At 52.8% G+C, this 12,772-nt stretch carries 12 protein-coding genes and 1 pseudogene; 6 read left to right on the top strand and 7 right to left on the bottom strand.

Going from position 1 to position 12,772, the window contains the following annotated elements; genetic code table 11:
- Position 1: 1 nt before the first annotated feature.
- The 4 genes and pseudogenes from SE15_RS05040 to SE15_RS05025 all read right to left on the bottom strand — a co-directional run.
- A pseudogene (locus SE15_RS05040) lies at positions 2–457 on the bottom strand (peroxiredoxin family protein); the annotation flags it as partial.
- A gap of 17 nt (positions 458–474) precedes the next feature.
- Complete coding sequence (locus tag SE15_RS05035; protein ID WP_054520996.1) at positions 475–1,473, bottom strand: alpha/beta fold hydrolase; 999 nt, start codon at positions 1,471–1,473, stop codon at positions 475–477.
- Positions 1,470–2,222 carry an alpha/beta fold hydrolase gene (locus tag SE15_RS05030; protein ID WP_054520995.1) on the bottom strand — a complete coding sequence of 251 codons (753 nt, stop codon included), beginning with the start codon at positions 2,220–2,222 and terminating at the stop codon, positions 1,470–1,472. Before SE15_RS05030 ends, SE15_RS05035 begins: the two co-directional genes overlap by 4 nt.
- Positions 2,223–2,319: 97 nt before the next feature.
- On the bottom strand, positions 2,320–3,015 hold the full coding sequence (locus tag SE15_RS05025) for a uracil-DNA glycosylase (RefSeq protein WP_236689979.1): 696 nt from the start codon (positions 3,013–3,015) through the stop codon (positions 2,320–2,322).
- Between the two features lie 101 nt (positions 3,016–3,116).
- Here SE15_RS05025 and SE15_RS05020 point away from each other — a divergent pair, with 101 nt between their 5' ends.
- Positions 3,117–4,319, top strand: coding sequence for a D-alanine--D-alanine ligase family protein (locus SE15_RS05020; RefSeq protein WP_054520994.1), 1,203 nt, complete (start codon positions 3,117–3,119; stop codon positions 4,317–4,319).
- Positions 4,320–4,387: 68 nt separating this feature from the next.
- Here SE15_RS05020 and SE15_RS05015 read toward each other — a convergent pair whose 3' ends face one another.
- A complete protein-coding gene (locus SE15_RS05015) occupies positions 4,388–4,957 on the bottom strand; it encodes a phosphatase PAP2 family protein (protein WP_083461706.1) in 570 nt (189 codons plus the stop codon).
- A 149-nt stretch (positions 4,958–5,106) separates the two neighbouring features.
- Here SE15_RS05015 and SE15_RS05010 point away from each other — a divergent pair, with 149 nt between their 5' ends.
- Positions 5,107–6,792 carry an ABC transporter substrate-binding protein gene (locus tag SE15_RS05010; RefSeq protein WP_054520992.1) on the top strand — a complete coding sequence of 562 codons (1,686 nt, stop codon included), beginning with the start codon at positions 5,107–5,109 and terminating at the stop codon, positions 6,790–6,792.
- Positions 6,793–6,804: 12 nt separating this feature from the next.
- Here the strand turns inward: SE15_RS05010 and SE15_RS05005 are convergent, their stop codons facing one another.
- A complete protein-coding gene (locus tag SE15_RS05005; RefSeq protein WP_054520991.1) occupies positions 6,805–7,350 on the bottom strand; it encodes a polyhydroxyalkanoate synthesis regulator DNA-binding domain-containing protein in 546 nt (181 codons plus the stop codon).
- A 10-nt stretch (positions 7,351–7,360) separates the two neighbouring features.
- Entirely contained in the window at positions 7,361–7,723 is a 363-nt protein-coding gene (locus SE15_RS05000; RefSeq protein WP_054520990.1) for a phasin family protein, read from the bottom strand.
- Between the two features lie 189 nt (positions 7,724–7,912).
- Between SE15_RS05000 and rplI the strand changes: the two genes are divergently transcribed.
- The 4 genes from rplI to SE15_RS04980 all read left to right on the top strand — a co-directional run bounded on the left by rplI (position 7,913) and on the right by SE15_RS04980 (position 12,769).
- Positions 7,913–8,434, top strand: a complete 522-nt coding sequence (rplI, locus tag SE15_RS04995) for a 50S ribosomal protein L9 (protein ID WP_054520989.1) — start codon at positions 7,913–7,915, stop codon at positions 8,432–8,434.
- Between the two features lie 88 nt (positions 8,435–8,522).
- Complete coding sequence (locus tag SE15_RS04990) at positions 8,523–9,893, top strand: helix-turn-helix domain-containing protein (protein ID WP_054520988.1); 1,371 nt, start codon at positions 8,523–8,525, stop codon at positions 9,891–9,893.
- Entirely contained in the window at positions 9,890–11,218 is a 1,329-nt protein-coding gene (gene rimO, locus SE15_RS04985) for a 30S ribosomal protein S12 methylthiotransferase RimO (RefSeq protein WP_083461705.1), read from the top strand. The genes SE15_RS04990 and rimO overlap by 4 nt, the downstream gene beginning before the upstream one ends.
- Positions 11,219–11,230: 12 nt before the next feature.
- Positions 11,231–12,769, top strand: a complete 1,539-nt coding sequence (locus SE15_RS04980; protein ID WP_054520986.1) for a hypothetical protein — start codon at positions 11,231–11,233, stop codon at positions 12,767–12,769.
- The last annotated feature ends 3 nt before the right edge of the window (positions 12,770–12,772 follow it).

Below are 12,772 nucleotides of genomic sequence, written 5' to 3'. Positions count from 1 at the left end.
TTTAATCCTTTTTTACGTTTATTGCGTCTAATACCTCAAAGAGCTGTGTGTTGTGTGGGATATCGGCCATATTTTGGGCGTAATGGGCATAGCGAATGATCCCATTCGGATCTATGATAAATACCGCGGGCACCCGGCCCAATTTAAGCAAGTTAACTTCTTGTTGATAATGCTGACTCACCACAGACCCAACATCCGAGAGACCAATAAATGGCATTGCCTGCTCCTCCCAAAAGCGTTGGAAAGCCCGTGGACCATCTGGACCTACAATAAGAACCTGTGCACCTCGCTGTGCAAATGCTTCATGATCCTGGCGCAACTGCGCCATATGCTTTACGCAATACGGTCAGGCAAACCCACGGTTAAAAACAAGGACCACAGGTTGCCCGCGCAGATTTGATAACCTGACAGTATTTCCCCGCGTATCTTTTAACTCAAAATCGGGTGCTTTATCCCCAACGCTCAAGCGTTTGCTCATCCCCGTATCTCCTTTGGATTCTTAAGATTATCAATGCTCATGACAAAAGTTAAGAGAGCATGCAGAAACGCCTCAGGACACTCCTCCTGCGGCACATGTCCACAATTAGGGATAATAAAAAGATGCGCATTGGACAGTTCCCGCGCCAGGCGAATACTCTCCTCTGTGGGCACAATGCGATCATCATCACCACTGATGACCAAAACGGGCTGCATCACCTCCCCCAGTCTCTGGTAGAGATTAGAGGAACTGCTGACTTTCGTCAGTTCCCATAAGGCGCGATCCCAATTCTTTGCCTGCAAAGGGCGACGATAACCCGCAATGATCTCATCCGTGATTTTGCTAGGATCATGCCAGGCGGAGCGTAAGAACTGCATGCCTCGTTCACCCGCCAACGAACGAACCATCAGCGGACCCAACCGGTTCATTTGAGGGGTATTCAATAAAGGGCGTATCCAGGCCGGCGCGCCACCTCCTCTGTAAATGGCAGCATCCACCAATACCAGTCCCTGTACCCGCTCGGGATACTTCAGCGCTGTGTATAACGCCACCGTGCCACCAGCAGAATTGCCGATCAGAATGGCCTGAGGTGCCTGAATAGCATCCATCAGCGCGATCACCAGATCGACTTGAAAATCCAACGTATAGGGGTTTGGCCCCTCCCACTCTTCCGGCAAGGGACGTTCAGTTAATCCAAATCCCGGGCGGTCAAAAGCAATCGCCGTGCCATGGGCTCCTAGCGGCTTTAGTACCTCACGCCACGAAAATGTACTGGCCCCATAACCGTGTAGCAGAATCATTACCGGCTGACCTTCACCGTAGCGCTGATAGTGGATCTTCAACCCATTCAATTCAATAAACTGGCTATCAGGCCAGGCCAGACTCTCTTCATCCATTCCGTCCGGCAGAGGCGGAACGGGAACAACGAGAGGGCCCACAACAACGACCAATATCAGTGCGATTAGAATGATCACAAACGCTTTTACTAATTTCACGACCCCTGTTCTCCTTCTATCAGCCTTAAGAAGCGAGTGATGACCTCTACAACCTGCCGTTGTTGAGTTTCACGAGATATTCTTGCTTGCCCATCTCCCGGCTGATCCCCGTACCAGCCAAAACCAGCATGATTTCCTCCCTCGATAACCACCCATTGAGTCGTCTCAGGAAGTAAAGAACGTGAGGCGAAAATCTTCTGGGGTGTGGCAAGCCCATCTTCAGAAGCAGAAATTGATAAAACCGGGATCGCCAAAGAGCGCAAAGAAAAGTTGTTCGCCGGGTAGGCGGCCAATAAAATCAATCCTTGAACCTCTTGAGGATGCCGGTAAACAAAAGCGGCCGCCATTGCACCCCCCAGGGAATGTCCACCAATTACCCAGGTCTCAATTTGCGGGTAGGAACGCAAAACTTCTCGCGCTGCCTCAGGGGACAGCACAGCCAGGTTGAGAGGCATGGGCTTAATAACTACCAAATATCCCTGTTCCGCAATGGCTCGTGCTATCGGCGCATAACTGCGATAATCCACCCGCCCTCCCGGATAAAAGATCACGCCAAGGCGGGCTTCCTGCGCACGAGGCAAAAAAGCCAACCATGGCCCTTGCTGAACTTCAACCTGGGCGTCCGATTCAAGTGCCGCCTGCGCTTCTGGCATCGGGCCCAGGGGCGTCGAGGCCCAGGTTAAGAAAGCCCCTACTCCGACAACTCCTACAAGGAGTATTACCAAGAAAATCCGCAATCCGCGTTTCATTTGCTTGAGACCCTCAATATCTATCAATATCTAATTCTACTTACTCTTCTCTCCCCCTTACAAGCATCTAGTCCCATAAAGGATATACACTTAACGGTTACCTTAACAACTCGCGAACTCGATGCCAAATATCATCAAACATTTCCTGGGTAAGACGCCCTGTCTGTGTGTTTTGGCGACTTGGATGGTAAGAAGCCAACACCCAGGGACGATTGGAATCAGCTGGCAAGAACGCACCGTGCCCAAACGAAAAGTGGCTATCCGGATACCCCGAAGTGCGAAGTAAACGCAATACCCCATTGAGGGCAATCTGCCCAAGAGCCACAATACCTTGCAGATTATCCAGATGATGATATTCCCACGCCAGATAAGGTTGGCAATTCAGAAGTTCCTCCTCAGTGGGGCGGTTTTGAGGTGGGGCACAGCGACAAACTGCAGAAATGTAGATATCCGTTAATATCAACCCATCGCCACGGCGCACAGACTCAGGTTGATTAGCAAAGCCAGCCCGGTAAAGTGCCGCGTATAAAAAATCTCCAGATCCGTCCCCGGTAAACATTCGCCCGGTGCGATTGGCACCATGGGCACCCGGCGCCAGCCCGACTACCCAGACCCTTGCCTTGCGATCCCCAAAACCGGGAACCGGGCGACCCCAATACTCCCAGTCTCGATATGCCCGGCGCTTTTCCAGAGCCACCTGTTCCCGCCAGGCCACCAGGCGCTCACAGCGACGGCATTGGATTATAAGATTTTCAAAAGCCTCCCAACTCTCTGGGCAAGCATTATCTCCCAACTCTGATCTCCTCCTAACCTCAAAAAATACCTCTTGCATTTCTGGGCAAGTGCGATATACTCTCCACCGCAATATAAAAATATATTTTTAGAGGAAAGACCATGACAACCATCAAGCATTATACCCAGGAAAGTCCAGAGGACGACAAACCTCCTGATATTCGTCCGCGCCCAGCGCGTCCGTGGCGCGTAGCGGTGATCGCAAATATCAAGGGGGAAACACCGATACCCGAAGATGCGCCACCCGATGCCGGCGCGGAGTTCGACAGCCCCAAGACCATCCAGGCCATCCGAACGGCCATCGAATCTGACGGTCACACCACCATCTTTTTACAAGCCGATAGCAACCTACCCCAGGCCCTCCGCGACTACTGTCCAGATATTTGTTTTAATATCGCCGAAGGTCTTGGGGGAGATGGGCGCGAAGCCCAGGTGCCGGCGCTACTTGAGATGCTCAAGATCCCATACACGGCTTCACGTGTGGTGACCAGTGCTATCTCATTGGAGAAAACGGTCACCAAACGGATCTGGCATGATCATCATCTACCTACGGCTGCATTCCAAGAATTTGAAACACCTGATGACCCCATCTCACCGGATCTGCGTTATCCCCTGTTCGTTAAGCCGGTACGAGAAGGAACGGGGATGGGCACTGACGAGAATTCTGTGGTTTTTGATGAGATCCAACTCCGTCAGCGCGTTAAGTGGATCATCGAAACCTATCATCAGCCGGCTTTGGTAGAGACTTACCTATCAGGCCGCGAGTTTACTGTAGCCGTGATGGGAGGCCCGCATGCCCGGCAGTACAGCCGCCACCCAGAGTGGTATGCGGAAGACGACTTTCACCGCTTTCCAATTATGGAAATTTACCACAACACCTCAATCACACCGGGTATTTACAGCCATGAAGCCAAGCTGCGTCAGCCGGGTGAGGAGGGGGCTCCCCTCTATCTTTGCCCCGCTACTGTTGATGAATCTCTCGCTACCCGGTTGAATGATCTGGCTATCCTCGCTCACAAAGCCATTGGAGCCCTGGATATTTCACGCGTGGATATCCGCCTGGGCGCTGATGGCAAACCCTACCTGATGGAAATCAACACCTTGCCGGGCCTCTCGCCGGGTTATAGCGATTTATGTATGATCGCCGAGGCTGATGGCATAACATACCGCGACTTGATCCTGGAAATTCTCTACCTAGGTGCTGCGCGATTCGGACTGCTCAGCACTCAACCCCTTCGCCAGGTCCGCATCAGCCAACGGGCTTCGATCCGTCCCACTGCAATTACAACCAGCCTGATCAAGTAGGGTCTTTAGCTTCTCACCCAACTCATAAAATGACGAGGTGCGTTTTGCCTATCGCACCTCGTTTCTCGTTAAAAACCCCATGCCTTACAAATGGAATGCATGCCTGGGTAAAGGGTCAACGCTACCCCACCCCAACCACCCCCCAGGATCATGCCCACAAGGACATCTGAAACAAAATGTACTCCAAGAACCAATCGCGAGAGAGCCACCAGAACAGCCCAGAGAACAAGCCCCAGAACCAGCACGGGTTGCCCAATTGGTATAGACAAAACCACCAACAACATAACCCTCGCCGCATGACCAGAAGGAAACGAATGCCCATCAGTCAGCAGGTAAATCCAACCGCTCTCCGGGCGAGGACGCTGACGGCGGATCAGAATCTTTAGCACATAGATAAAAACCGCCAACGAAAAAACGATCCCCCACCCTATCCATGCCGAGCAACGCCGTGCAGGGTCCAAAAGCCCCACTCCAAGGAATCCAATGAGCCACACCCAGGAATCCGCCGAGTGTGAAAGTAGGCGAGCCACTTTCCTCACATGGCTACGTCTGGACCACCGTCCCAGCGCATAGCTCAACTGTGCGTCGAAGGCAAGAATACGCCTTAGATAGTATGTGACATTCTTGAAACCTCGCATAACGGTCGTGATTATTCCACATTCTCCTTACGAAAACAAGAGCCCGCGACCGCCCACCTTACCAATCTGTCAGGTGCAAATTTCCTTCAATCTCTTATAATCAAAAAGACCTTTCCTCTCAACCCTTCTCCACGGCAGGATATGCCCTCATGAAGCGAGATTCTCTATTCTCTCCCTCATTTCCATCTCTAGCCTCGATTCCGATCTGGCTGGCTCTTCTACTGCTTGTGTTCTCGCTTACAGCCTGCCAGAGCGAAGGTTTTCAAATTGTCCGTGGGGCTGCTCCACCTGAGCTCTCTCGAGCCTATACGAATGATTGTTCCTATGGGGGGCTTATCAAAGCCATTGAGGCGGTTGACTTGAACACGGTGCGTCTCACCCTCTGTCGTCCCGACGCCGCTCTCCCGGCCAAACTGGCTTACCCGGTCTTTGCCATCCAGGATAGCGATTACTTGAACCGGCATGGTGGAAATTCAGTAGAACTGAGTCGGGTTCCTAACGCCAGTGGGCCCTATCGCCTGCTACGTTATGACCCTGGTCAACAGATTGTGCTGGAGCGCAATCCCGATTATTGGGGAGTACCTCCCAAGAGTCAGAAAATTATCATCAACTGGCAAGGCTCGGTCATCTCACGAATCGTCCTCCTGCGCAATGCGCAAACGGATGCGATTGACGGTCTGAGTGCGAACTTCTTACCCACACTCGAGACTTTTGTGGGGGTAGCCCCGGTTTATCAAACTGCGTTGAATGTTACTTATCTGGGATTCAACAATCAGATCAAGCCCTTTGACGATGTGCGCGTACGTACCGCCATCGCCATGGCGCTGAACCGCCCTCGCTTGATTGCTTATGGATTAGCCTCCGACTCAGTTCTGGCCAATCAATTCCTCCCACCAGCCATGAACCTGGGGTACACACCGGGATTAAACTGGCTGGATTACAACCCTAAGGAAGCCCAGGACCTATTAAGGCAGAGCGGGTTCGATTGGAGCCAAGAACTGGTTATTGTCTATCCCTCCAACCCGCCCCTGGATGCCCCCTATATAGAAATGCTCGCCCAGCAGATCAAATTACAACTCAACTCACTGGGGCTAAAGGTCACGCTCAGACCGCTGGATTCGGCGGCTTATAATCAAGTCCTCCGCACCGGCAGCGCTCCTCTATTCTTAGCCACCTGGAGCGCCACCTACGCCGATCCCGATGATTTCTTCTCTCGAGTCTTCATCAATGAGTCAACACCTCTGGGCTCCCCCTACCCCGAATTGGTTAGTCTCATTCAACGTGCAGCCCAAACATCCGACCCACAGGAACGCCAGAGGATTTACGACCGGATTAATGAAAGCATTATAAAGTTGGTCCCAGCCATCCCCATTGCCCATACAAATGGGATTTACGCCTTTCGTACCACAATTCAAGGCCAGCGCATTGGGCCTGTTAATGAAAATTTCGAAGAAATGCGCTCCGCCGACGGACAGATTCGCATCACCCAAAGCCGTGAACCCGAATCGCTCTGGCCAGCCGACGAAAGTGACCCCAACACCTTGCGCGTGACCCGGTTGCTCTACAGCACGCTGGTAGAATACGAACCTGGCGGCACCACGATCCGCCCTGGCCTGGCCGAGGCCTGGGAGGCTAATTCGGAGGCCACAGAATGGACATTCCACTTGCGCCCAGGTGTTCGATTCGTAGATGGCTCCACCCTGGATGCCAATGATGTCGTAGCCACCTTAAGTGCGCTCTGGGAGGAAAACCATCCTAATCACGTTGGACGCACCGGCCGATTTGAGATTTTCAAGCGCTTCTTTGGAGCCTTTATCCCTCAGGCGCTGCATTAAAAAGTCACAACCTCAAGACTTGGGAGGGCGGGCGAGAGCATCTACCGCCCTCTCCAAAGCCTCGAGGTCCTGCCAGAGCTGCTCAATTTCGGAGTGTACCTCTTTGGATTCGTCTTCAGAGTCCTGGCAGGATTTTGCCCCTTCAATCTGAATTTCAGGGTCAAGCAATCCCATTATCAGGCGCTCAAATTCGCTCTCGTCCAGGTCACCTCGTCTCTTTAGGCGTTCGAGGCGGAGACGAATATGACGATTGACAAATTCTTGAGGAGCCAGAAACGCCTGAAGACTCTCGCTCAACTCGTTCACATGAGATTCGCCAATACGAATCAAGCGTGATAGCAGAGATCGGGGTAGCAAGCCACCCAAGCGCCGTTCCTGATCCACAATGACCTGGGCTAAAATCGTGGTGGTAAAATCCTGCCCACTTTCATGATCCACCACTTTTACAGTGTGTCCCAATGCAATGTAATTCGCGATATCCTCAAGCGTTACATAGCACCGTTGTGCAGTATTGTATAACTTGCGGTTGTTGTAACGTTTGATAAGAATCTCCACCATTCAGATGAACCTAACCTTGTTGCTGTTGTTTGCGAAGTTCTTCAATCCGTTTCTGTAACTCCGCTATGCGGGCACTTAAGGCTTCGATATCTGCCTTTGTAGCCGGGGACGCAGTACCCACTTGGGTTTGTTTAGCCTTACGCTCCTGTTCCAGACGTTCGCGCTCCTCAAGCACTTCCTGGATCAGACGGCGAGCGTCACGCTCCACAATTTCCCCTTTTTCAACCAGCCGCTCAATAAACTGGACAATTTCATCCTTAGCCAGAGCGGCCGCCCCAATACTCGCCAATAGGATTTTTCGCGAGAGTTCATACCATGATGGTGGAGCCTCACGCTCAGGTTCGGGTTGGGCCTCGGGTTTTGTACGTGCCATTTCACACCTCCGTTCTAATAACGCAACGCGTTATTTACACTATAACGCAACGCGTCATAAAAGTCAAGACCAAAAATTTGACGAATTTGCAACCTTTTGGTACAATCCGCCTGCATGCGATGTTGTACCCTTCATCGTAGTGCTGCCAGAATGGCAACTAAACTCTAGACAAAGAAAGGGCTTGAAACCATGAAGGTGTTATTGATCAAGGATGTGTATAAGTTAGGGCGTGCTGGAGACGTCAAGAAGGTTGCTGACGGTTACGCGCGAAACTACCTTATTCCCCAGGGGCTGGCAATCCTGGCAACTCCGGGTGCGCTCAAGCGCGCAGAAGCCATCCGTGCGCAGGCTGCAGCGCGCCGAGCGGCGCTGAACAACGAGTTGTCCGGTTTGGCTCAGCGCATCAATGGATTGGTGCTCACCTTCCCGGCTCGTGCTAGTGAAACGGGGAAGCTCTACGGCTCAGTCACCCCCCAAATGATTGCTGAGTCCATCAATCAAAAATTAGGTACACAGATCAACCGGCATCAGGTTGAAACCGAGCCCATCCGCACACTGGGGGAACATCACGCCCGTGTGCGCCTAACCGTGGACCTTCTTCCCGAGGTGCGTATTATCGTGCATCGCGAAGGAGAAGTTGTAGTCCTTGAGGAAGAAGCAACCTCTGGCGAAGAAGTCACCTCTCAATCCGTTGAAGAAGCGACCCATTGAAGCCTGTGATTTTACCAGTCATCCTAACCGGCCAGACCCAGCCATGTGCTGATAGGCCGGTCTTTTTTTGAACCAGAAGCCAAAGACCATGACCGAAACGGTCGGATCAGTTCTCAGAAAAGCCCGCCTAGAGCGCAACATTTCGCTAGAGCAGGTTGCGCAGGCCACCCATATTCGGGTGGCCTACCTGGAAGCGTTGGAAGATGATCGCCTGGACCTTCTTCCTTCAATGGTTCAGGCGCGGGGCTTTCTACGACTTTATGCGGGGTTCTTGAAAATCCCAAGTCAGCCCTTGCTTGACCTCTGGGAAGGGAAGAAGGGAGGCGCAGAAGATACCGGCACACCCACTCAAGGGGAAAACTCTGTCGTTGCCATTGCCTCATCCTCAACCCAAGAACCCCCGACCCCAGAACCGGACGAACAGGTGATAGATTATTGGGCCACCTCCCAACCCAAAAGCCCTTCCACTACTTCATCTTCTGAGCAACTTTTCCAGGAAATTGGTCTCACCTTACGGCAACAACGCGAACGCCTGGGACTTACCTTACAAGAAGCCGCTTCGGCCACACACATTCGCTCCCACCACCTTGCCGCTCTTGAAGCCGCTCAGATGGATCAATTGCCCTCTCTGGTTCATGCACGCGGCATGCTGCAAAATTATGCTGCTTTTCTTGGACTGGATAAGGATCAGGTACTTCTGCGCTTTGCCGAAGCGCTCCAGCAACGCCGTTTAGAACGTACCCTCGCGCAAAAAGGACCTGGGCGGTCTGGGACTACTCAATCAGCCGCCCCAGTTTCAGCCCCTACGCTCTCCTGGCGGCGAATTCTCTCACCCGATTTGATCATTGCAATTGGTTTTATTGTCGCCCTTTTAGGCTTTACAGTATGGGGAGCCATCCGCATCTCCGCCGCTCAGAGCGCCAAGAATCAACCCACCCCTCCTTCCATTGCCGAGGTGCTCGCCCTGGCTCCCTCTGCCCCAGTCCAGTCATTCACCCCCACATCAGAAATCTCCCTCGAGGCCTCCGGTAGCAGCCCAGAGGCACCAGGAGCACTTCTTGAGGAGACCCCAACCGAAACCCTCACGCCGGCACCAATCAATGCCCCATTGCAACTCAACGTGGTGGCTCAATTACGCGTCTGGATGCGGGTCGTCACAGATGATAAAGTTGCATTTGAGGGTCGCACAACCCCCGGTCAGGTCTATGCATTCGGAGCCAGACAGCGGATTGAATTCAGCACCGGAAACGGCGCTGGTCTGCGCCTTGTTTTCAATCAATCCGATCTGGGTGTCCCCGGAGCCATGGGGGAACCTGTGTATCGAATTTTCACCGCAGAGGGACTTCTCACCCCTACGCCACAAACAACGACCACACCAACAATTACACCCCCGCCCACGTTAACTCCCACTCCTACCCCAACCCAACCGACTCCCACCATTACCCCCCTGATCCCATGAGTGAGAAAACCTTTTACCTGGTATCGTTAGGCTGCGCTAAAAACACGGTGGATTCGCACTCAATGGCTGCCCTGCTCCAGCGCGCAGGATATGAAGCCATAGATAATCCTCGCGAGGCAAAATTTCTTATTGTCAACACTTGTGGCTTCATCCAGCCCGCGCGTGAAGAATCCCTAAATACACTGGCTAAGCTGGCCCGCAAAAAACGCAAAGGCCAAATGTTGATCGCCACAGGCTGCTTAACGCAGCGTTATCGTGAACAAGTTGCCCAAGAGGTCCCCGGTATTGACGGGATGCTCGGCACCCGTCGCTGGATGGATATTCTCGAATTGGTCGAACGCTTGAACAACCATCCTCCTCAACCGCTTTACCACCTCCCCAACGACGCAACCGTCGGGCGCGACGAACGGGGGGTGCTCCGGGCTGCTGTAGAGGGAGTCAGCGCTTACCTCAAGATCGCCGATGGCTGCCGGCGTCCATGCGCCTTCTGTGCAATTCCTCTCATCAAAGGCACATTGGTCAGCCGCCCCATGGATGTCATTCTCGAAGAAGCCCGCCAGCTTCAGGCGGCGGGGGTTAAAGAATTGATTTTGATCGCCCAGGACACGACCGACTACGGTCATGATCTCGGAATGCAAGATGGGCTGGCTACCTTGCTGGAAAATCTTGTCAAAGTAGTCCCCGAAATTCCGTGGATTCGCCTCCTCTACACTTATCCTGGCGCCATCACCGATCGGTTGATTGACTTGATGGCTTCCCATCCCCAAATTCTGCATTATCTGGACATTCCCCTTCAACATGCCCATCCCGAGATCCTGCGCAGGATGCGCCGCCCGGCTAATATGGAATGGGTTTATCGGACAATTGAGAAAATGCGCCGGGCAATGCCTGACCTGGCAATTCGGAGTACGTTTATCGTCGGGTATCCAGGAGAAACAGAAACCGAATTCCAAACACTGCTCGACTTTCTGACTGAAGTACGACTGGACCGGGTTGGCGCCTTTACCTACTCCTTTGAACCTGGAACTGCTAGCGAACCCCTGGGCGACCCCGTACCCCCTGAAATTAAACAGGAGCGGTATAACCGCTTGATGGAACTGCAATCCAAAATCTCACTTCAAATTCATCAGTCTCTGATCGGTAAAAACCTGACTGTGCTGATTGAAGGTGCTAATCGTGATCTATCTGTTGGCCGCTCGTACCGTGATGCTCCCGAAGTGGATGGTCTGGTGTTAATTCCCGGGCAGCACAGCCCCGGCGAAATGCTCACCGTCACCGTAGACAGCGCTTTGCCTAACGACCTGATTGCTCATCCCGCGCCATGATCTGAATTCGAAATGAAAGCAGATTCCCGGTTGGCTTTCATCCTGGCATTGGGCATCTCCCTGCTTTCTGGTGGGTTAACCCTGGCAGTCACCCAAAATATATTTGAGGGCATTCCCCATCTTGAAGATGAATATGCCTACCTCTGGGAAGCCCGTGTAATGGCGCGCGGAGAGATTAAGGTCCCCTCCCCATCTTGTCCTCGATGCTTTTTGGTGCCCTTCGTAGTAGATTATCAGGGGTTCCGCTTCGGTAAATATCCCCCAGGATGGCCAGCCGCTCTTTCGCTGGCCGTACGCCTAGGCAATCCTGGTGGTTTGAATATCCTGCTGGCAGCCTGGTGCACCTGGCTTACCTTTCGGCTGGTCAGTAAATTAACGACCCCCGTCCACGGCGTATTGGCAGCACTTCTAACCGCTATTTCCCCCTTTTTCCTAATGAACGCCGGCTCATTACTCTCCCACACTTTCTCTTTCTTTCTCACGCTGGCTTTTGCGCTGGCATGGCTGGATGTTACCACTGCCTCATCATCATCACGCTATTCGGGTTTGAAGATTCTTTTGGCCGGACTCAGCCTGGGCTTGCTGGCTCTCACCCGACCTCTGACCGCGCTCGGCATAGCCGCTCCATTTTTCGTGCACGGAATTCTGATCCTTCTACACGGCCCTGCCCTGGCACGCCAGCGTATCCTTATAATCGGGACCATAGCAGGCAGCGTGGCTTCTCTCTTGGTTCTCTGGCAATATGCGCTCACAGGTAATCCTTGGCTCAATCCCTACACGCTGTGGTGGCCTTACGATCGGGTGGGATTCGGCCCAGGGATTGGTTTGCACTCTGACGGGCACCAACCCCATCATGCTTGGGTGAATACCTTGTTCAGCCTAAGAGCAGGCAGCAGTGATCTTTTCGGCTGGGGACAAACCTCTTGGCTCTTTATACCCGTTGGACTGGTAGCAGCGCGTAAAAACCGCCCCGCCTGGCTGGTGATTGCGCTGGGTGCCAGCCTGATTCTGGCTTACGGCTTCTACTGGATTGGCGCCTGGGTTTTTGGTCCTCGATACTATTATGAAGGCCTTATCAGCGCCACATTCTTGACTTCTGTTGGCATAATCAGTCTTGCAGGCAGGTTACCCAGTTTCACGCTTCCCTTCAAACAACGCTTAATGGGCTACCTTCGATTTGGGTTCGTATCTGGGATCAGCATGGGGCTGATCCTGGCAAATGTGTGGTTTTACCTGCCCGCTCGTCTGGGGCAACTCCATGGGTTATACGGCGCCACGCGAGCACAACTCACTCCATTTGAATCGCCACAGGCTCAAACGCTCACTCCTGCCCTGGTGATTGTACACATTGGCAAGTCGTGGCGCGAGTACGGCACACTCTCAACCCTGAGCAGCCCTTTCATGGATAGCCCATTCTTGTTCACCATAAGCCGTGGCTTTGAAACAGATGCCGCTCTCTCTCAAGAGTTTTCCCAGCGCAAAACCTGGCACTATTATCCTGATACCCCTTATGTCTTCTACACAGCGCCACGGGTTTCAGAATCTCCATGAGCA

This window comes from Thermanaerothrix daxensis (assembly GCF_001306145.1).
Classification (GTDB): Bacteria; Chloroflexota; Anaerolineae; order Anaerolineales; family Anaerolineaceae; genus Thermanaerothrix; species Thermanaerothrix daxensis.
Note: the sequence above shows the minus strand (reverse complement) of the source record. Positions and strands in the feature narration are given on the sequence as shown.